Consider the following 19,358-nt stretch of genomic DNA (forward strand, 5'->3'; position numbering starts at 1 on the left):
GGGCGTGCGTGGTGCGCCCTAGTCACGCCGAGCCCCCCCCCCCCCCCCCCCCCCCCCCCCCCCCCCCCCCCCCCCCCCCCCCCCCCCCCCCCCCCCCCCCGGTCCGCTTCCGCCCGGGTAGCACCGGCCCGCAGGACGTCCCGCCACGCGTTCCCGCCCGCGGGCCGTCATTCGCCGCACCGCCTCGCGCAGTTCACCCGGGGGAAAGCCCGGTGCACTTCACTTTCCCGGCTTCCTCCCGTTCGCAAGGGGGAGCAGTGGAGACGGAACAGGAGCAGGAAGTGAAGGAATCCGACAACCGCAGGAGAAGACCGTCGTCAGGTCCGGGCGGGGGGACGCGCCCGCGCGGGGCGAAGAGGTACGGCGCGTGGTTCGCCGGTGTGCTGGTCGCGGCGGGGACACTCGTCGCCGGCCCGGCCCGGGCGACCGTGGGCGACCCGGCCGGCCCCGGGGAGATGCCCTACCTCGCGAGGATCGAGGTGGGCGACACGGAACGCTCCTGCTCGGGCGCGCTCATCGAGGCGCGATGGGTCGTCACGGCGGCGAGCTGCTTCACCGACGACCCCGGCCGGTACGCCTCCCTCGCCGCCGGAGCGCCTTCCCTGCGCACCGTGGTCACCGTCGGGAGCGCCGGCCCGGAAACGCCCGGCCAGGTGCGCGAGGTCGTCGAACTGGTCCCCCGCGCCGACCGGGACCTCGTGCTGGCGCGGCTGTCCTCGTCGGTGTGGGGCGTGACCCCGGTGGCCCTCGGCGCGGTGGCCCCCGCCGAGGGCGAGGAGCTGTCCGTCGCCGGCCACGGCCGCACCGCGGACGAGTGGGTGCCCGACCGGCCGCACGTCGGGGGGTTCACCGTCACCGGCGTGCGGGGGACGGAACTGGACGTCGACGGCCGGGACGGCGCCGCGGTCTGCAAGGGGGACGCGGGCGGCCCGGCGGTCCGGGCCGGCGCCGCCGGCGATGTGCTGGTCGCCGTCAGCAGCCGTTCCTGGCAGGGCGGGTGCCTCGGTTCCGAGGAGACCCGCCGCGGTGCCGTCGGGACCCGCCTGGACGACATCACGGACTGGATCGGGGCCCGGGTGGCCCGCTGGTCCCTGAAGGCGCAGGCGAACGGCAAGTACGTGTCCGCGGAACTGAACGCCGCCGACCGGCACGCGGGCAGGCTGCAGGCCCGCGGCGACGGCGTCGCGGGCTGGGAGCAGTTCACGCTCCACACGCGCGACGGCGGAACGACGGTGGCGCTCCGGTCCGAGGCCAACGGCCTCTTCGTCAGCACCGAGCTCAACCAGACCGGCGCCCACGCGGGGATGCTGCGCGCCCGCAGCGCGTCCGTCACGGGCGGGTGGGAGTCGTACACGCTGGTGCCGCAGGGGGACCGGAGGTACGCCCTGCGGTCGCAGGCGAACGGCAAGTACGTCACCGTGGAAGCCAACTACACCGGGGAGGACGCGGGGCTGCTGCGCGCCCGCTCGGACAGCGTCGCGGGCTGGGAGCGCTTCACGCTGGAGCACGCCGACACCTTCCGCGTCGAGGGAGCGGGACCGGCGGATCCGGCTCCCCTGCCCCTGGACTGATCCCGCACGCTCCTTCTCCCGCCGGCGGTTCCCCGACGGGACGCGGGCGGCGGAGCGGGCCGGGAGGGGAGCCGTGCCGCTTCCCTCCCGGCCCGCTCAGCGCCGTCCGGAGAGCGCCGCCCGCAGCTTCGGCGTCAGCGGCTTCTCGACGCAGCGGTGCAGCAGCCAGGCGAGCAGCAGCATCGAGACGACCGTGAGCGCGAAGGTCCAGGCCGACGCCAGGCCGAGGCCGCGGTGCAGCCCCTGGATCACCACCCAGCCGAGGTGCTCGTGCACCAGGTAGAACGGGTACGTCAGCGCCCCCGCCACCGTCAGCCAGCGCCAGTTCACCCGGTTCAGCCACCCCAGCGCGATCGCGGCGACCGCGACGAAGCCGAGCGTCACCACGAGCACGATCCCGAACGAGGTCCGGTTCGAGAAGGCGTCCGCGCTCGGCGCGTGCCACAGCTCCCGGACCGCGTGGTGCTGGCCGATCAGCCAGCTCACGCCGACGATGCCCCACGCGTAGGCGTCCCGCCGGTCGCGGTGGACGAGGTACAGGCCGATGCCGCCGACGAAGAACGGGGCGTACTCGGGCATCAGGACCAGGTCGAGCAGCGGTTCGTCGACGCCCTGGGCGATCGCCGCCGCCAGGGTCCACAGCGCGCAGAACAGGATCACGCGCCGACGGCTCGCACCGGGCAGCACCACGCACAGCGCGAACAGCGCGTAGAAGCGGATCTCCGCCCACAGCGTCCAGCACACCCCCAGCACCCGGTCCGCGCCGAGCGGCTGCTGCAGCATCGTCAGGTTCACCAGCGCGTCGCTGGGCGAGACGGCCTCGTAGGCGACCACGGGCAGGGCGAACACCGCCGTCACGAGAACGACCGCGGCCCAGTACGCGGGCAGGAGACGGGAGGCGCGGGACGCGAAGAACGCGGTCAACGGCCGGCCCCAGCCGCTCATGCAGATGACGAATCCGCTGATCACGAAGAAGACCTGCACACCCAGGCAGCCGTAGGCGAAAAGGGTGTGCAGGGTGGGGAACTGCGTCTTGGGCGAGCTTCCCCACGCTTCGGCGACCTCGCCGCCGCGGCCGCCGTAGTGGTAGACCGCGACCATCAGGGCGGCGACCAGACGCAGTCCGTCCAGGGCCCGCAGCCGTGTTCCGCCCCGGGGTTCCCCCGGCTTCGCCCGCCGGGTCGCGTCGGGCACCGGGCGGGCGATCGTGCTGGTCAAGGAAATCCCCTGGAGTGATGGTTTCTGACGGATTCAGGAGCACGCTAGTCCGATTCACGGGCGCCGCCCGCACGGCGGGCCCACCATTCCCCGTCCGGACGTGACGAGTTCACCTTTCCTTTTCCCCGGATTCCCCCGCCTTTCCGGATTCCCCGCGACAACCCCCGGAAGGAAACGCACTCGCTCGTCGCGCCCCCCGCCGCATTCCCCCGTCCCGCCCGCCGCGGCGGGCTCAGCGCCGCCGCGCCGCCTTGCGCAGCGCCCGCGCCCGCCGCACCACCCGGCGTGCCGTGGAGTTGTGGGGCAGGAACGCCAGCCGCTCCGGGACACCGCCGGGCAGCCCCAGCGAGGTGAGCCGCTTGCGCCTGAAGTAACGGCGGGTGCGCGGCCCGTAGGAGCGGGACAGGTAGCGTTCCGCGGCCGGGCGCAGCCCCGGGTGCATCCGCGGCTGCATGGTGAAGCCGACCGCCGTCACCAGATCGGTGAGCGTGTCGGCCGGGACGGCCTCCTCGCCCGCCCTGCCCTCCAGGTCCGGCAGCAGCGCGTCGGCGAGGACGACCGGGATCCGGTTGCTGTTCTGATAGGGGGTCAGCCGCTCCAGCAGCGTCTCGGTGCCGATCCGGGCGACCGGCAGGCCGTGGAGCGCGGACGCGGTGAACAGGGCGGTGGAGAAGCAGCCCACGACCAGCGCGGGAGCGGCCCGTTCGAACAGCACCTCGGCGAGCACGGGGGTGTCCAGGACGGTGAGCTCCACACCGAGCCTTTCGGCCTCCGCCTCCAGGGCGCGGCCGTAGCGGGCCGGGGCGGTCGGGTGCGGCTTGAAGACGATCGCGCGGTGCCCGCGTGCGACGGCCCCGCGCACCATGCGCACGTGCAGGTCCTCCTCCTCCGCCGCGGAGAGGATCTCCAGGGCCGACAGGTACTGGCCGAGCAGCAGCGCCGCGCCCTCGGGCAGGGCGGGCAGCCCGGCGCCCAGCCGGCCCAGCACCTTGAGGAACGTCTGCGTCGGCACCACCTGCGCCGGCACGCCGAACTCGGTCAGCAGCATCGGCGTCAGCCCCGGCACCAGGTCCAGGTGCAGCAGTCGCCGCACCCGCGTGCCGACCAGCGGGTCCAGCTTGTTGCGGGTGGGGCCGTAGCTCATCAGGCCGTCGGCGTAGACGTCGATCGGGGCGTCGGTGAACAGCTGCGCCACCGTGAGGGCCGGGCTGACCTGGAGGGACTCCAGGACCAGCGCCACCCGGTCGTCGCCCAGCCCCCACAGCAGCCGGAGGTACCGCTCGAACAGCGGTATGTCGTCGGGGCGCGGGGACCAGGCGCCCGGGTGGAAGGGGCGGATGACCTCGTTCCAGGACAGCACCGCGTCGAAGTGCTCGTCCAGCGCCGCGAAGCCCGGCATCTCGTCCAGGGCCGGCGTGGTCTCCGGTGTCGCCGCGTTGTTGAACACCAGCAGCAGCCGGCGGTCCGCCTCCGGGAAGAGGTCGGACTCGATCGCCGCGGCCAGGGTGGCCGCGCCGTACAGGGTCGAGGCGCAGAAGATCTGCGTGGTGCGGGGCATCAGGCGACCGCCTCTCCCGGGACGGCCCGGCGCCGCAGCCTCCGCAGCGTGACGGAACGTTCCACGTCCATGGTCTCCAGTACGTCGCCGAGCAGGTCCTGCGGCATGCGCCTCAGCGCCGCCGCACTCATCACCCGCAGCCGCTTGGCCACGGCCGGTTCGAACCGGTCCTGGTTCGAGAGGTGGTGCGCGATGATCGCGCAGTACGTCCGCACCGCCTTGGGCAGCAGCCGGTCGGCGTCGCGGTCCGCGGCCGTCTCCTCGACCACCTGGTCGAAGGCGCGGATGAAGTCGAGCTGGCGGACGTCGCCGATCTGGGTGAGGGAGGAGGAGACCCCGCGCCGGTAGAACACACCGAGGAGGCCGATCACCGCGAACGACTCCGCCTCCCGGTGCAGCCGCCAGATCCACGGCCGGTCCTCGGCCGTGCGCAGCCCGTCCGTGAAGTGCAGCAGCCCCCGCTCCAGCAGCCGCCGGTGGAAGGCGCCCGCCCAGGCGTAGGCGTAGTCCACCGAGGTCGAGCGGTCGGCGGGCAGGATCGCGTCCCGCGGGTCCAGCACCTCGTTCCGGCGGCCGTGCGGCACTCGGTGCACGGACCGGGCACGGGCGTTGGTCTGCACGTGGTCGGTGCGCACGAAGTCGCAGCCCGTCTCCTCGATGGCCGTCACCAGCTCCTCCAGGTAGCCGGGGGCGAGCCAGTCGTCACCGTCGAGGAAGGCGAGGAACTCGCCCCGCGCCGCGTCGAGCCCGGTGTTGCGGGCGGTGGCGAGACCCCCGTTCTCCTCGTGGCGGATGTGACGCACCTGGGCGACACGGGAAAGCTCCTCGGCCGCCCGCTCGAGAATCGCCGGCGTCTCGTCCTCGGAATGGTCGTCGACCAGGACGAACTCGAAGTCGCTCCGCGCGTTCGCACGCAGGCTCCTCAAAGTGTCCGGGGCGTATTGCTGCACGTTGTAGAACGGCACGATCACGGAAAGCTTTGGCACCTTTGAAGGCTAGGAGGCGGACCCGGCGCGACAGCTTTCCGGTGGCCGTACGGGAGGTGAACGCGGTGTGTCGGATCGGTGCATCCCGCGCATTCCCGGGGGTTCGAAAAGCCGATTCGGCTTGCGGTGGGGTGTTGTTAACTTCTCGTTGCGTCGCGGTTCGGCCATTCCTAGAAATGGCTTCCTAGCGTCTTCGGCGTGCCAGCAAGTGCAACGAAGCCCCTCAGGGTGGCGGTTCTCGCGGATTCCGACACCCGGTGGAAATGGGGCGCGCTCACCGCGAACCGCGTCGCGTCGGCGGGACCCGGGGACCCGGGGGACCCGGCCGGTGCCGGCCTCCGCCTGGACGGATACCTGCTGCGGGGCCGCGCCACCCCCACCGCCCGCCAGCTCGGCGAGGTCGGCGTCCGCGCGGACTCGCTCCGCGAGGTCACCGCCGCCGAGTTCCTGCGCGCGATGCGCGAGGAACCCTGCGACGTCCTCGTGCTCGCCCTGGTCGGCGGCGGTGTGCAGGCGATGCTGCACGGCCTCGGACGGGTGTGGGAGGACCGCCCGCGGCGGCCCGTCGTCGTCACCGGGTACGTCGGCGTCGTCTACGAGAAGCTCGCCGACGGCCTGCTGCTGCGCCACGGCGCCGACCTCGTGCTGGCCAACTCCCGCCAGGACGCGGACCGGTTCCGCGCCGTGTACGAGGGCGTGGGCGCCGACGCCTCCTCGGTGACCGAGGTCGCGCTGCCCTTCCTCGGCGGGGACCCCTACACCGGCGAACACGACCCCTACACGGTGGTCTTCGCCGCCCAGCCCTCGGTGCCGGACAGCCGCAGGGACCGCACGTACCTGCTGGACCGCCTGATCCAGCACGCCCGCAGGCACCCCGAGCGCGAGGTGCTGCTCAAGCTGCGCTCCAAGCCGGGTGAACACACCACGCACATAGAGGAGCTGCCGTACCAGAAGCTGGTGCAGCGGCTCGACCCGCCGCCCAACTTCCGCCTGGTGTACGGAAACATGGGCGAAGTCCTCGACCGCACCGACCTGCTGGTCACCGTCAGCTCCACCGCCGCGCTGGAGTCGCTGCACCGCCGCATCCCGACCGCGGTCCTCACCGACCTCGGGGTGCGCGAGGCGCTCGGCAACCACCACTTCGTCGGCTCCGGCTGCCTCGCCTCCTGGGACCGGCTCGACGCCGGGCACCGCCCGGAGCCCGACGCGCGGTGGGTGGCCCGGCAGGGCGTCGCCGCCGAAGGGGACTCCTACGCCACCGCCTTCGACGCCGCCCGCGCCCGCATCGCCGAACTGCTCGGCCGGCCCGGCGGACTGCCGCCGCTGGCCCCGTACTACACGCCCGTCACCGCGCCCGGCTACCTGCCCGGCATCCTCGCCCGCCACCACCTCGGCCCGGACGGCGCCCCGCTGCCCGGCGCGCCCACCGCCGACCGGGAGCCCGGGCCGGTCCGGCAGATCGTGCGCCGGGCGGCGCGCGGCGCCTACCGGCACGGCGTGCAGCGCGTGGCCCCGGTGATCCGCCGGATGGGCGAGCTGTGACCGCCCCGTTCCCCCACCCGATCCCCGCTCGAGGAGCTGATCCCATGTCCCACCCGCCGACGGGCCAGGGCGCCGCCGGAGGCACCCCCCGCCCGGACGCGGCCGACCGGCCGGGGGAGCGCCGGGTGCTCGCCGTGATCCCCGCGCGCGGCGGCTCCAAGGGAGTGCCCGCGAAGAACCTCGCCCCCGTCGGCGGCGTTCCCCTGGTGGCGCGGGCCGTGCGCGAGTGCCGCGCCGCCCGGTACGTCACCGACGTCGTGGTCTCCACCGACGACCGCGCCATCGCCGCCGCGGCCCGGCAGGCCGGCGCCGAGGTCGTGCTGCGGCCCGCCGCCATCGCCGGCGACACCGCCACCTCCGAGGCCGCCGTCCTGCACGCCCTGGAGACCCACGAGGCCCTGCACGGCGCCCCGGTGGACGTCGTCCTGCTCGTGCAGTGCACCAGTCCCTTCCTGCTGAGCGAGGACGTCGACGGCGTGGCCGGCGCGGTCGCCGACCGGGGCGCGGACACCGCCGTCACCGTAGCCCCCTTCCACGGCTTCCTCTGGCGGGACGCCGCCGACGCCCCCGGTGCCACCGACGGGACGGTCCCCGGCGGCGGTCACGGCGTCAACCACGACAAGTCCTTCCGCCCCCGCCGCCAGGACCGCCCCCAGGACCTGCTGGAGACCGGCGCCGCCTACGCCATGGACGCGGCCGGCTTCCGCGAGCACCGGCACCGCTTCTTCGGCCGCACCGAGCTCGTGCGCACCGACCCGGCCCGCGTGCTGGAGATAGACGACCCGCACGACCTCGCCCGGGCCCGCGCCCTCGCGCCCCTCTTCGACGCGCACCGGCCCGGCGCCCTCCCGACCGCCGACGACGTCGACGCGGTCGTCCTCGACTTCGACGGCACCCAGACCGACGACCGGGTGCTGATCGACTCCACCGGACAGGAGTTCGTCGCCGTGCACCGCGGCGACGGCCTCGGCATCGCCGCCCTGCGCAGGAGCGGCCTGAAGCTCCTGATCCTGTCCACGGAGCAGAACCCGGTCGTCGCCGCCCGCGCGCGCAAGCTGAGGCTGCCCGTGCTGCACGGCGTCGACCGCAAGGACCTCGCACTCAAGCAGTGGTGCGAGGAGCAGGGCATCGCGCCGGAGCGCGTGCTCTACGTCGGCAACGACGTCAACGACCTCCCGTGCTTCGCCCTCGTCGGCTGGCCCGTGGCGGTCGCGAGCGCCCACGACGTCGTACGCGGCGCCGCACGCGCGGTCACCTCCCTCCCCGGCGGCGACGGCGCGATCCGGGAGATCGCCGGCTGGATCCTCGGTCCCTCTCTCGATTCCCTCCCCACGTAAGGAAACCCCCTGTCATGAACAACTCCCGCATCCGCACCCTCGGCTCCCGCGAGGCCGGCCCCGGCCGTCCCGTCTACGTCACCGGCGAGATCGGCATCAACCACAACGGCGACATCGAGAACGCCTTCAAGCTGATCGACGCCGCGGCCGAGGCCGGCTGCGACGCGGTCAAGTTCCAGAAGCGCACGCCCGAGATCTGCACCCCGCGCGACCAGTGGGACATCGAGCGCGACACCCCCTGGGGCCGGATGACGTACATCGACTACCGCCACCGCGTGGAGTTCGGCGAGGACGAGTACCGCCAGATCGACGCCTACTGCAGGAAGAAGGGCATCGACTGGTTCGCCTCCCCGTGGGACACCGAGGCCGTCGCCTTCCTGGAGAAGTTCGACGTCCCCGCCCACAAGGTCGCCTCCGCCTCCCTCACCGACGACGAGCTGCTGCGCGCCCTGCGCGCCACCGGCCGCACGGTCATCCTCTCCACCGGCATGTCCACCCCGAAGCAGATCCGCCACGCGGTCGAGGTCCTGGGCAGCGAGAACATCCTGCTCTGCCACGCCACCTCCACCTACCCGGCGAAGGCCGAGGAGCTGAACCTGCGGGTGATCAACACCCTCCAGCAGGAGTACCCGAACGTGCCGATCGGCTACTCCGGCCACGAGACCGGCCTGCAGACCACCCTGGCCGCCGTCGCCCTCGGCGCCGTCTTCGTCGAGCGCCACATCACCCTGGACCGCGCCATGTGGGGCTCCGACCAGGCCGCCTCCGTCGAGCCGCAGGGCCTCGCCCGCCTCGTCCGCGACATCCGCACCATCGAGGCGTCCCTCGGCGACGGCGTGAAGAAGGTCTACGAGTCCGAGCTGGGCCCGATGAAGAAGCTGCGCCGCGTCCCCGGCGCGGTCGCCGAGGCGGAGATCGCGGCGGCGGCGGGCGAACCGCTGACGGTCTGAGCACACCGAACCCCCCACCCCCTCGAGACGGGAACGGCGTACGTCGATGAGCCCTCGCGCCGGGAAGGCCGGCCCCCACACCCTCGCCTTCGTCGAGAGTCCGGTACAGCTGCTGAACGTGCTGGAGTGGGCGCACGCGCACGCTCCCGGCGCGGGGCTCGTCCTCGTGGTGCTGTCCCCCGTCGACCCGATGACGCGCGGCCAGTTGCGCCGCATGTCCGAACTGGCCCGCGAGGAGGGCCACGAGATCCGCTGGGAGGAGGCCAGGGGCGGACCGGCCGCGCCGCTGCGGACGATCGGCGGCCTGGCCGGCCCGCTCCGCCGGGCTTCCCGGGTCGTCCTCGGCGACCCCTTCTCGCGGTACGTCCAGCTCCTGCTGACGATCACCCGGGCCCGCGACCTCGTCGTCGTCGACGACGGCACGGCGACCATGGAGTTCGTCGGCCAGCTGGCCCGGGGCGAGCGCCTGGTCCGCTGGCACCGCAAGGGCGGCCGTCCGGGCCCCCGGGACCTGCTCCTCGCCCCGGTGTCGGCCGTCGCCCGGCGCCGGCTCACCCCGGACGACGCGCACCGGGTGGAGGTCTTCTCCTCCATGCCGGTCGAGCAGGCCCCGCCCGGCGTCACGCTCACCGCCCACACCTTCGCCTGGACCCGGGACCGCTTCGGACCGCCCCGCATCACCAGGGGCGCCGACCTGGTGGGCACCTCCCTGGTGGAGACCGGCGTGGTGGACGCCGACGCCTACCTGGAGGCCGTCCGGTCCCTGGCCGCGGCCCACGGGGCGGCCCGCTACTTCGCCCACCGCCGCGAGAGCACGGAGAAACTCCACCGGCTGGCGGCCGGGACGGGCCTGGAGGTCGTCCGGCCCGAACTGCCCCTGGAGCTGACGGCCCGCCGCGGCCCCATCGGCCGCACCGTCGTCAGCTTCCCCTCCACGGTCGTCCACACCCTCCCGCTCGCCCTGGCCGGCACGGGGGTCACCGTCGCGGTCTGCGACATCGACCCCGCCTGGCTGACCCGGAACGCCTCCCCCCGGGCCCGGGGCTTCCTGTCGAACGTCACGGACACGGCGAAGGACGCCCACCACCTGTCGGTGATACCGGCGGTCTGACCGCGCGGCCCCGGCGCCGCGCCGCCGGAGCACGCCTCCGGGACGGGACCGAGTCGGGTCCGCGCCCTCCGGAGGCCGTCCGCCGGCCGTTCCGGACCCCGCCGCGGGCCCGCCGCGCACCCGCCGCGGGTCCGCCCGGACCCCACCGTCGGCCCGCCCCGACCACGCGCGCGCACCCGCCACCGGTCCGCCCCGGACGGCGGAACCGGTGTCCGCCGGATGAACCGGTCCGCGTGAGCTGGGCCGAGCGTGGTAATCGTGGAGGAGTGGATGGGTGCTGAAACCGTGACGCGGCTGTGACCGACGTCACGGCGCGGCAGGTCACGGGGCTTTTGCCTTGCAAAGAAGCGGGGATTTTACCCATCCTGACGGACAGCTATGCGTAGGGCAGCCGCGTTTTCTTCCCCTAACGGGCTGATTTTTCTTGCTCGAGGGTCAGCCGACAGCCCCGGAGCCCTACCCTTCAAAGGGTGAAACCACTGATGTCACTGGAGACCGAGGTCGATCTACCCGGAGGAGCGGTGCTCCCCGGCGCGCTGCCCGAGGCCCTGCGCGCCGAGCTCGTCGCGTTCCGCCGCGACCTGCACATGCACCCGGAACTCGGCCACCAGGAGTTCCGCACGACCGCCGCGATCAAGGAGCGGCTGCAGCGGGCCGGCCTGAGGCCACGGGTGCTCTCCAGCGGGACCGGCGTGATCTGTGACATCGGGGCGGACCACGAGGCCGGCACCGACTCGGCGATGCTCGCCCTGCGCGCCGACATCGACGGCCTGCCCATCCCCGACATGAAGGCCGAGTGCCCGTACCGCTCCACCGTGCCCGACCGCGCGCACGCCTGCGGCCACGACGTGCACACCACCGTGGTGCTCGGCGCCGGGCTGGTCCTCGCCGAACTGCACCGCCAGGGCCTGCTGCCCCGGCCCGTGCGGCTGATCTTCCAGCCCGCCGAGGAGGTGCTGCCCGGCGGCGCCGCCGAGGTCATCGAGGACGGCGGGCTCGACGGCATCGGACGGATCCTCGCCGTGCACTGCGACCCCCGGGTCGACGCCGGGCGGATCGGACTGCGCGAGGGGCCCATCACCTCGGCCTGCGACCGGCTGGAGATCGCCCTCGACGGTCCCGGCGGCCACACCGCCCGCCCGCACCTGACCACCGACCTGGTCACCGCCGCCGCCCGCGTCGTCACCGACGTGCCCGCCCTGGTCGGCCGGCGCGTCGACACCCGCAGCGGGCTCGCCGTGACCTGGGGCCGGATCGAGTCGGGCCACGCGCCCAACGTCATCCCGCAGCACGCCGAGCTGTCCGGCACCGTCCGCTGCCTCGACCTGGACGCCTGGCGGCAGGCCCCCGACGTCGTGGTCGCGGCCATCGACGAGGTGGCCAACCTGCACGGCGCCAAGTCGGAGATCAACTACGTGCGCGGCGTCCCGCCGGTCGTCAACGAGGCCGGGGCCGCCGCGCTGCTGCGCGACGCCATGGTCGCCCGGCGCGGAGCGGACTCCGTCGAGGGCACCGAGCAGAGCCTGGGCGGCGAGGACTTCTCCTGGTACCTGGAGCACGTCCCCGGCGCCATGGCCCGCCTCGGCGTCCGTCCTCCCGGTGAGCGCACCGTGCGCGACCTGCACCAGGGCGACTTCGACGTGGACGAGCACGCCATCACCGTGGGCGTGGAGCTCTTCACCGCCGCCGCCTTCCTCGACTCCCTCCGCTGAGCCCTCCCGCCCCGGCGGTCCCCGCCGCCCCTCCTCCGTCCGCTCCGGTTGCGGCGCGGACGGGGGAGAGGCACCGTGGGGCGCGTGCCGCACCGGCCCGCGCGTCGCGCCGCGGATCCCCTTCCGGCCCCGCGGTCACCCGGTCCACCGGGGCGCGACCGGCCATCGGCACGAATGGATAACGGCCCCGCGGAATCCCGTTCCCAGGAGTTTCTACGCGCGTTAATGTGCGCCGAACCGAGCACCCGCTGCGGGGTTTTGGAGAATGGGGAACTTCAGATGCGTCGGACATCCGGACTGATCCGCGCCGCGGTGGGGGTCGCGTCGCTCGCGCTCGCCGCCACCGCCTGCGGCGGCACCAGCAGCGACAACGGCGACGGCGGCGGCTCCGAGAAGGAGGACCTCGGCCTCGCCATCGCCTACGACATCGGCGGCAAGGGCGACCAGTCCTTCAACGACGCCGCCTTCGCCGGCCTCAGCAAGGCGAAGGAGGAGTTCGGCTACAAGACCGCCGACGTCGAACCCACCGAGGGCGAGACGGACGCGGACAAGGAGCAGCGCCTGGCCTCGCTGGCCCGCCAGGGCTACGACCCCGTCATCGGCGTCGGCTTCGCCTACGGCCCCGCGATGAAGGCCGTGGCCGCGAAGTACCCGGACACCACCTTCGGCATCGTCGACTCCGTGGTCGAGGGCGAGAACGTCGCCTCCCTCGTCTTCGCCGAGGAGCAGGCCTCGTACCTGGCCGGCGTCGCCGCCGCCAAGGCCACCGAGACGAAGACCGTCGGTTTCGTGGGGGGCGTGGACATCCCGCTGATCCACAAGTTCGAGGCCGGCTTCGCCCAGGGCGTCAAGGACACCGACCCCGGGGTCAAGGTGATCCCGCAGTACCTGACGCAGACGGCGGAGGAGGGCGGCTTCTCCAGCCCCGACAAGGGCAGGGCCGCCGCCGAGGGCCAGATCGAGAAGAAGGCCGACGTCGTCTACCAGGCGGCCGGCCTGTCCGGCCAGGGCGTCATCGAGGCCGCCGCCAAGGCGAAGGTCTGGGCGATCGGCGTCGACTCCGACCAGTACAAGCAGGAAGCCCTCGCCGCGTACAAGGACCACATCCTCACCTCCGCCCTGAAGGACGTCGGCGGTGCGGTGTACGCCCTGGCCAAGTCCGTCGAGGACGGCAAGCCGCTGACCGGCACCCAGGTGTTCGACCTCGAGGTGGACGGCGTGGGCCTGTCCGAGAGCAACCCGAAGATGGCCGAGATCCCCGGCCTGACGGACGCCGTGGCCAAGGCCGAGCAGGGCATCGTCGACGGCTCCATCAAGGTCAGGACGGAGTAGCGGGACCCGGCCGCGACCGGTCGTGGCGGATCCGCACGGAGCGGGCGGGCGCCCGGAGCGCCCGCCCGCTCCGCGTGTCCGCGCCCGGCCGCGCACCTCACCCACCGCCACCCCCTCTTCGCTGTCGGCAACGCCCCGGCCGGTGTTCCACGACGGCTTGGGCACGGCCGGATAACAAGGTGGACAGAAGGGGTTTTCAGGTTGGTCTACGCGCGTTAATCTGCGGCGAAGCCAGCGCCGTAGCTGAACCGTCCGGCGCTTGTACGACAGGAGCACCACACCATGCGCCGGATTTCCCGGATCACGGTCGCAGGCGCGGCGACCGCCTCCCTGGCCCTCGCCCTCTCCGCCTGCGGCGGCACCTCGACCTCCTCGGGCTCGTCCTCCGAGTCGAAGGGCGACAAGGGCCTGGCCATCGCGTACGACGTCGGCGGCCGCGGCGACCAGTCCTTCAACGACGCCGCCTTCGCGGGCCTGCAGCAGGCCAAGAAGGAGTTCAAGTACGAGACCGCCGACGTCGAGCCCACCGACGGCGAGACGGACGCGGACAAGGAGCAGCGCCTGGTCTCGCTGGCCAAGCAGGGCTACAACCCGGTCATCGGTGTCGGCTACGCCTACGCCGCCGCCGTGAAGGGTGCCGCGGAGAAGTACCCGGACACCACCTTCGGCATCGTCGACGACGCCACGGTCGAGGCGGACAACGTCGCCGACCTGGTCTTCTCCGAGGAGGAGGCCTCCTACCTGGCCGGCGTCGCCGCCGCCGAGACCACCGAGACCGACGTCGTCGGCTTCATCGGCGGTGTGGACATCCCGCTGATCCACAAGTTCCGCGCGGGCTTCGAGCAGGGCGTCAAGGACACGAACCCGAAGGTCAAGGTGATCTCGCAGTTCCTGACGCAGACGGCGGAGGAGGGCGGCTTCTCCAGCCCCGACAAGGGCAAGAGCGCCGCCGAGGGCCAGATCGAGAAGAAGGCCGACGTCGTCTACGCGGCCGCCGGCCTGTCCGGGCAGGGCGTCATCGAGGCCGCCGCCGCCAACGAGGTGTGGGCGATCGGCGTCGACTCCGACCAGTACAAGCAGGAAGCCCTCGCCAAGTACAAGGACTCGATCCTCACCTCGGCGACGAAGGACGTCGCCAAGGCGGTGTACAACCTGGCGAAGTCGGTCGAGGACGGCAAGCCGGCGACCGGTATCGTCAAGGGCGATCTGAAGACGGGCGAGGTGGGCCTGTCGAACTCCAACCCGAAGTTCGCGGACGACGCCGAGCTCCAGGCAGCCATCGAGAAGGCCAAGGAGAAGATCGTCAGCGGCGAGATCAAGGTCAAGTCGAGCTGAGAGTCCCCGAACGACCCTGAGCAGCAGGTAACCGCGGGGTTGCGTCCGCTCGACGGGGTACGGGGAGCCCGGCTCCCCGTACCCCGTCGGCGTGAGGTGCCGCCGCTTTGTATGCCGTAGGGGCGCTACGCGCGTAGACGACCCCCGTCCCCAGGAGAGTGCGCCATCAACGCGTCCAGCAGCCCTCCGGCCGGAGCGGCGGTCAACGAATCGGTGACCGCCGTCGAGCTCGCCGGGATCACGAAGCGTTTCCCGGGCGTCGTGGCCAACCACGACATCCACCTCACCGTCCGCAAGGGCACCGTCCACGCCCTCGTCGGCGAGAACGGAGCCGGCAAGTCGACGCTGATGAAGATCCTCTACGGCATGCAGAAGCCGGACGAGGGCACCATCGCGATCGACGGCGAGCAGGTCGCCTTCTCGTCGCCGGCCGACGCCATCGTCCGCGGCATCGGCATGGTGCACCAGCACTTCATGCTCGCCGACAACCTCACCGTCCTCGAGAACGTGGTGCTCGGCAGCGAGAAGCTGCACGGCATCGGGGCCAGGGCCCGCCGGAAGATCAAGGAGATCTCCGAGCGCTACGGCCTCGACGTCCGCCCGGACGTCCTGGTCGAGGAACTCGGCGTCGCCGCCCGCCAGCGCGTGGAGATCCTCAAGGTCCTCTACCGCGGCGCCACCACCCTGATCCTCGACGAGCCCACCGCCGTCCTGGTCCCGCAGGAGGTGGACGCCCTCTTCGAGAACCTCCGCGAACTCAAGTCCGAGGGCCTGTCGGTCATCTTCATCTCCCACAAGCTGGGCGAGGTCCTCTCCGTCGCCGACGAGATCACCGTCATCCGCCGCGGCACCACGGTCGGCACCGCCGTCCCCGCCGAGACCACCCCCCGCCAGCTCGCCGAGATGATGGTCGGCAGCGAACTGCCCACCCCCGAGACGGCCGAGTCCACGGTCACCGACCGCCCGGTCGTCACCGTCGACAAGCTGCGCCTGACGGCCCCCGGCGGCAAGGCCCTGCTCGACGACATCACCTTCACCATCCACGAGGGCGAGGTCCTGGGCATCGCCGGCGTCGAGGGCAACGGCCAGACCGAGCTGGTCGACGCGCTCATCGGCCTGCGGCACGCCGACTCCGGCACCATCCGCTTCCTGGGCGAGGACATCACCGCGCTGCCCACCCGCAAGCGCCGCGAGCAGGGCATCGGCTACATCCCCGAGGACCGCCACCGCCACGGCCTGCTCCTGGAGGCCCCCCTCTGGGAGAACCGCATCCTCGGCCACGTCACCGAGAAGCCCAACGCCAAGGGCGTCTGGCTGGACCCGAAGGCCGCCCAGGAGGACACCCGCCGCATCGTGACGGCGTACGACGTCCGCACCCCGGGCATCGACGTCACCGCGGCCTCCCTGTCCGGCGGCAACCAGCAGAAGCTGATCGTCGGCCGCGAGATGAGCCACGAGCCGCGCTTCCTGATCGCCGCCCACCCCACCCGCGGTGTGGACGTCGGCGCCCAGGCCGCCATCTGGGACCACATCCGCGAGGCCCGCCGCGAGGGCCTGGCCGTGCTGCTGATCTCCGCCGACCTGGACGAGCTGATCGGCCTGTCCGACACCCTCCGCGTGATCTACGACGGCAGGCTGGTCGCGGACGCCGACCCGGCCACCATCACCCCCGAGGAGCTCGGCACCGCCATGACCGGTGCGGCCTCCGGACACCTCGAACACGAACAGACCCCCGAGACCCCGGCCGACCTCTCCAAGTCCCCCGAGTCTCCGGAAGACGAGGCCCGCTGATGAAGAAGTTCGACAGGGAGCGCGTGCTCCTCGCGGTGGCCGGGCCGGTCATCGCGCTCGCCGTGGCCTTCGTGCTCAGCGCGATCGTGCTGATCGCCTCCGGCAAGAACCCGGTCGAGCCGTTCGCCCTGATGTTCGAGCAGGCCGGGTTCTCCGACATCCAGGTCCTGATCGTCAACCAGGCCTCGATGTACTACATCGCGGCCCTCGCGGTGGCCATCGGCTTCCGGATGAACCTGTTCAACATTGGCGTCGACGGCCAGTACCAGCTCGCCGCCATGACGGCCGCCATCGTCGGCGCCCACGCCGCCCTGCCCGCCCCCCTGCAGATCCCGCTGCTGCTGCTCACCGCCGTGCTCACCGGCGCCTTCTGGTCCGGCATCGCCGGTGTCCTCAAGGTCACCCGCGGCGTCAGCGAGGTCGTCGCGACGATCATGCTCAACGCGATCGCGACCTCCGTCATCGGCTACCTGTGGCTGCCGACCGTCTTCGGCGTCAAGATCGGCAACAACAACACCACCGGCGAGATGCACGAGTCCGGCTGGGTCCCCGGCATCGACATGGGCGAGGCCGGCGAGATCTACGGCTTGGTCGTCCTCGCCGCGCTGCTCGGCATCGGCTACTGGGTCGTCCTCAACCGCACCCGCTTCGGCTTCGACCTGCGCGCCTCCGGCGCCTCGGAGTCCGCCGCCGCGGCCAGCGGCGTCAGCCCCAAGCGCATGGTGCTCACCGCCATGCTGCTCTCGGGCGCCATCGCCGGACTCGCGGGCCTGCCGATCCTGCTCGGCGACACCCACACCTACAGCCTGAACTTCCCCACCGGCATCGGCTTCCTCGGCATCGGCATCGCCCTGCTCGGCCGCAACAGCCCGGTGGGCATCGCCTTCGCCGCCCTGCTGTGGGCCTGGCTCGACAAGGCCTCGCCCGAGCTGGACTTCCACGGCTACGACAAGGAGATCGCGGTCATCATGCAGGGCCTGATCGTCCTCTCGGTCGTCGTCTCCTACGAGGCCGTCCGCGAGTGGGGCCTGCGCCGCCAGCAGCGCCGGGTCGGCGCGGAACTCGCCGCCGGCCATGTCCTCGGCGGCCCGGGCGCCGACAACAACACCACGAAGGAGGTGGCCGGCCGATGACCGCTCCGACCACAGCGACCGACGTCAACCAGCCGTCGCTGGAGCACGCACCGCCGGCCGGCCGCCGCATGTCGCTGCCGGTACTGCTCCTGGTCATCGCCGGAGGCCTGGCGCTGACCTCGCTCGTCCGCCTGATCACCGGCGCGGACGGCATCACCAACGTCAGCCAGATGTCCACCGCGCTCCAGCTCGCCGTCCCGATCGGCCTCGCCGGTCTCGGCGGCCTGTGGGCCGAACGCGCCGGCGTCGTCAACATCGGCCTCGAGGGCATGATGATCCTCGGCACCTGGTTCGGCGCCTGGGCCGGTTTCCAGTGGGGCCCGTGGACCGGCGTCCTCGTCGGACTGGCCGGCGGCGCCCTCGGCGGCCTGCTGCACGCCCTGGTCACCGTCACCTTCAACGTCAACCACATCGTCTCCGGTGTGGCGATCAACATCCTCGCCCTCGGCGCCACCCGCTACCTCGCCCCGCTGGCCTTCGAGGGCCACCAGGGCGGCTCCGCCAAGCAGTCCCCGGCGGTCGAGTCCCTCGGCCACTTCACCGTGCCGGGCCTGTCCGACGCGCTGAGCGACCTCAACGCCAAGGGCTGGTTCTTCGTCTCCGACATCGCGGGCCTGCTCGGCGGACTGGTCACCGACGTCTCCTGGCTGACCCTGATCGCCGTCGCGCTCGTCCCCGCCACCTGGTGGATCCTGTGGCGCACCCCCTTCGGCCTGCGGCTGCGCTCCTGCGGCGAGAACCCGGTGGCCGCCGAGTCCCTCGGCGTCAACGTCTACAAGTACAAGTACCTCGCCGTGATCATCTCCGGCGCCCTGGCCGGCCTCGGCGGCGTCTTCCTGTCCATCGTGGCCAACCCCTTCTACCTGGAGGGCCAGACCAGCGGACGCGGCTACATCGGCCTCGCCGCGATGATCTTCGGCAACTGGATGCCGGGCGGCCTCGCCCTCGGCGCCGGCCTCTTCGGCTACACCGACAGCCTCAACCTGCGCGGCGGCTCCGCCAACGTGCACGCCCTGCTGCTGCTCGGCGCGCTGCTGCTGGTCATCGGCGCGATCTGGCTGGCCGTCCGCAAGAAGTACGTCCACGCGGCGATCACCCTGGTCGTCGGCGCCCTCGTCTTCGCCTGGTACGCCGGCACCAACGAGGTCCCCAACCAGGTCGTCTCCGCCACGCCGTACGCCATCACCCTCGTCGTCCTCGCCCTGTCCGCCCAGCGGCTGCGGATGCCGAAGGCGGACGGCATGCCGTACCGGAAGGGACAAGGCAAATGACCCCGCCCGCCTCCGCCGGGAGGGACGTCGACTGGGAGGCGCTGCGCGCCCTCGCCCGGGAGGCCATGACCCACGCCTACGTCCCCTACTCGGAGTACCCGGTCGGCGTCGCCGCCCTGGTCGACGACGGCCGCACGGTCTCCGGCTGCAACGTCGAGAACGCCAGCTACGGGCTCGGCCTGTGCGCCGAGTGCGGACTGGTCTCCGAGCTGCAGCGCACCGGGGGCGGCCGGCTCACGCACTTCACCTGCGTGGACGGCCGGGGCGAGATCCTCGTCCCGTGCGGCCGCTGCCGCCAGCTGCTGTACGAGTTCGGCGGCCCCGGACTGCTGCTGGAGACCCCGGCGGGCATCCTGCCGCTGTCGGAGATGCTGCCCCAGGCCTTCGGCCCGCAGCACCTCACCAAGTAACTCCCGGGCGGGGGGGGGGGGGGGGGGGGGGGGGGGGGGGGGGGGGGGGGGGGGGGGGGGGGGGGGGGGGGGGGGGGGGGGGGGGGGGGGGGGGGGGGGGG

15 protein-coding genes are annotated in these 19,358 nt (G+C 72.8%); 12 read left to right on the forward strand and 3 right to left on the reverse strand.

Annotated elements, in window-relative coordinates; all coding sequences use genetic code 11:
* The first annotated feature begins 257 nt into the window (after positions 1–257).
* Complete coding sequence (locus ACZ56B_RS22475; RefSeq protein ID WP_468793425.1) at positions 258–1,571, forward strand: trypsin-like serine protease; 1,314 nt, start codon at positions 258–260, stop codon at positions 1,569–1,571.
* Positions 1,572–1,667: 96 nt separating this feature from the next.
* Here ACZ56B_RS22475 and ACZ56B_RS22480 read toward each other — a convergent pair whose 3' ends face one another.
* From ACZ56B_RS22480 to ACZ56B_RS22490, 3 genes are all read right to left on the reverse strand, one after another.
* Complete coding sequence (locus ACZ56B_RS22480) at positions 1,668–2,789, reverse strand: acyltransferase family protein (protein ID WP_468793428.1); 1,122 nt, start codon at positions 2,787–2,789, stop codon at positions 1,668–1,670.
* A 232-nt stretch (positions 2,790–3,021) separates the two neighbouring features.
* Positions 3,022–4,347 (reverse strand): polysialyltransferase family glycosyltransferase, encoded by a 1,326-nt coding sequence (locus ACZ56B_RS22485; protein ID WP_468793431.1) that lies wholly within the window; start codon positions 4,345–4,347, stop codon positions 3,022–3,024.
* The gene (locus ACZ56B_RS22490) at positions 4,347–5,333 is read right to left on the reverse strand and encodes a glycosyltransferase family 2 protein (RefSeq protein WP_468793434.1); all 987 of its coding nucleotides are present in this window, start codon (positions 5,331–5,333) and stop codon (positions 4,347–4,349) included. Before ACZ56B_RS22490 ends, ACZ56B_RS22485 begins: the two co-directional genes overlap by 1 nt.
* 198 nt (positions 5,334–5,531) lie before the next feature.
* Here ACZ56B_RS22490 and ACZ56B_RS22495 point away from each other — a divergent pair, with 198 nt between their 5' ends.
* The 11 genes from ACZ56B_RS22495 to ACZ56B_RS22545 all read left to right on the forward strand — a co-directional run bounded on the left by ACZ56B_RS22495 (position 5,532) and on the right by ACZ56B_RS22545 (position 19,257).
* Positions 5,532–6,875, forward strand: a complete 1,344-nt coding sequence (locus ACZ56B_RS22495; RefSeq protein ID WP_468793476.1) for a DUF6716 putative glycosyltransferase — start codon at positions 5,532–5,534, stop codon at positions 6,873–6,875.
* 44 nt (positions 6,876–6,919) lie between these two features.
* Positions 6,920–8,212: a cytidylyltransferase domain-containing protein gene (locus ACZ56B_RS22500; protein ID WP_468793479.1), complete on the forward strand. Its 1,293-nt coding sequence runs from the start codon at positions 6,920–6,922 to the stop codon at positions 8,210–8,212.
* 14 nt (positions 8,213–8,226) lie between these two features.
* Positions 8,227–9,162: an N-acetylneuraminate synthase family protein gene (locus ACZ56B_RS22505; protein ID WP_468793482.1), complete on the forward strand. Its 936-nt coding sequence runs from the start codon at positions 8,227–8,229 to the stop codon at positions 9,160–9,162.
* A gap of 46 nt (positions 9,163–9,208) precedes the next feature.
* Positions 9,209–10,273 carry a hypothetical protein gene (locus ACZ56B_RS22510; RefSeq protein ID WP_468793485.1) on the forward strand — a complete coding sequence of 355 codons (1,065 nt, stop codon included), beginning with the start codon at positions 9,209–9,211 and terminating at the stop codon, positions 10,271–10,273.
* Positions 10,274–10,755: 482 nt separating this feature from the next.
* Entirely contained in the window at positions 10,756–11,985 is a 1,230-nt protein-coding gene (locus ACZ56B_RS22515; RefSeq protein WP_468793514.1) for a M20 family metallopeptidase, read from the forward strand.
* Between the two features lie 279 nt (positions 11,986–12,264).
* Entirely contained in the window at positions 12,265–13,317 is a 1,053-nt protein-coding gene (locus tag ACZ56B_RS22520) for a BMP family lipoprotein (protein WP_468793488.1), read from the forward strand.
* A gap of 282 nt (positions 13,318–13,599) precedes the next feature.
* On the forward strand, positions 13,600–14,652 hold the full coding sequence (locus ACZ56B_RS22525) for a BMP family lipoprotein (protein ID WP_468793490.1): 1,053 nt from the start codon (positions 13,600–13,602) through the stop codon (positions 14,650–14,652).
* Positions 14,653–14,865: 213 nt separating this feature from the next.
* A complete protein-coding gene (locus ACZ56B_RS22530) occupies positions 14,866–16,443 on the forward strand; it encodes an ABC transporter ATP-binding protein (protein WP_468793493.1) in 1,578 nt (525 codons plus the stop codon).
* A complete protein-coding gene (locus tag ACZ56B_RS22535; protein WP_468793496.1) occupies positions 16,443–17,576 on the forward strand; it encodes an ABC transporter permease in 1,134 nt (377 codons plus the stop codon). The genes ACZ56B_RS22530 and ACZ56B_RS22535 overlap by 1 nt, the downstream gene beginning before the upstream one ends.
* Entirely contained in the window at positions 17,573–18,847 is a 1,275-nt protein-coding gene (locus tag ACZ56B_RS22540; RefSeq protein ID WP_468793499.1) for an ABC transporter permease, read from the forward strand. Before ACZ56B_RS22535 ends, ACZ56B_RS22540 begins: the two co-directional genes overlap by 4 nt.
* The gene (locus ACZ56B_RS22545) at positions 18,844–19,257 is read left to right on the forward strand and encodes a cytidine deaminase (protein WP_468793502.1); all 414 of its coding nucleotides are present in this window, start codon (positions 18,844–18,846) and stop codon (positions 19,255–19,257) included. The genes ACZ56B_RS22540 and ACZ56B_RS22545 overlap by 4 nt, the downstream gene beginning before the upstream one ends.
* Positions 19,258–19,358: the final 101 nt, after the last annotated feature.

The organism is Streptomyces sp. NPDC034670 (assembly GCF_055574875.1).

Coding starts and splice junctions, on each gene's coding strand:
- ACZ56B_RS22485 (WP_468793431.1), bottom strand. CDS start 4,347: ATGCCCCGCACCACGCAGATCTTCTGCGCCTCGACCCTGTACGGCGCG.
- ACZ56B_RS22500 (WP_468793479.1), top strand. CDS start 6,920: ATGTCCCACCCGCCGACGGGCCAGGGCGCCGCCGGAGGCACCCCCCGC.
- ACZ56B_RS22505 (WP_468793482.1), top strand. CDS start 8,227: ATGAACAACTCCCGCATCCGCACCCTCGGCTCCCGCGAGGCCGGCCCC.
- ACZ56B_RS22510 (WP_468793485.1), top strand. CDS start 9,209: ATGAGCCCTCGCGCCGGGAAGGCCGGCCCCCACACCCTCGCCTTCGTC.
- ACZ56B_RS22515 (WP_468793514.1), top strand. CDS start 10,756: ATGTCACTGGAGACCGAGGTCGATCTACCCGGAGGAGCGGTGCTCCCC.
- ACZ56B_RS22520 (WP_468793488.1), top strand. CDS start 12,265: ATGCGTCGGACATCCGGACTGATCCGCGCCGCGGTGGGGGTCGCGTCG.
- ACZ56B_RS22525 (WP_468793490.1), top strand. CDS start 13,600: ATGCGCCGGATTTCCCGGATCACGGTCGCAGGCGCGGCGACCGCCTCC.
- ACZ56B_RS22535 (WP_468793496.1), top strand. CDS start 16,443: ATGAAGAAGTTCGACAGGGAGCGCGTGCTCCTCGCGGTGGCCGGGCCG.
- ACZ56B_RS22540 (WP_468793499.1), top strand. CDS start 17,573: ATGACCGCTCCGACCACAGCGACCGACGTCAACCAGCCGTCGCTGGAG.
- ACZ56B_RS22545 (WP_468793502.1), top strand. CDS start 18,844: ATGACCCCGCCCGCCTCCGCCGGGAGGGACGTCGACTGGGAGGCGCTG.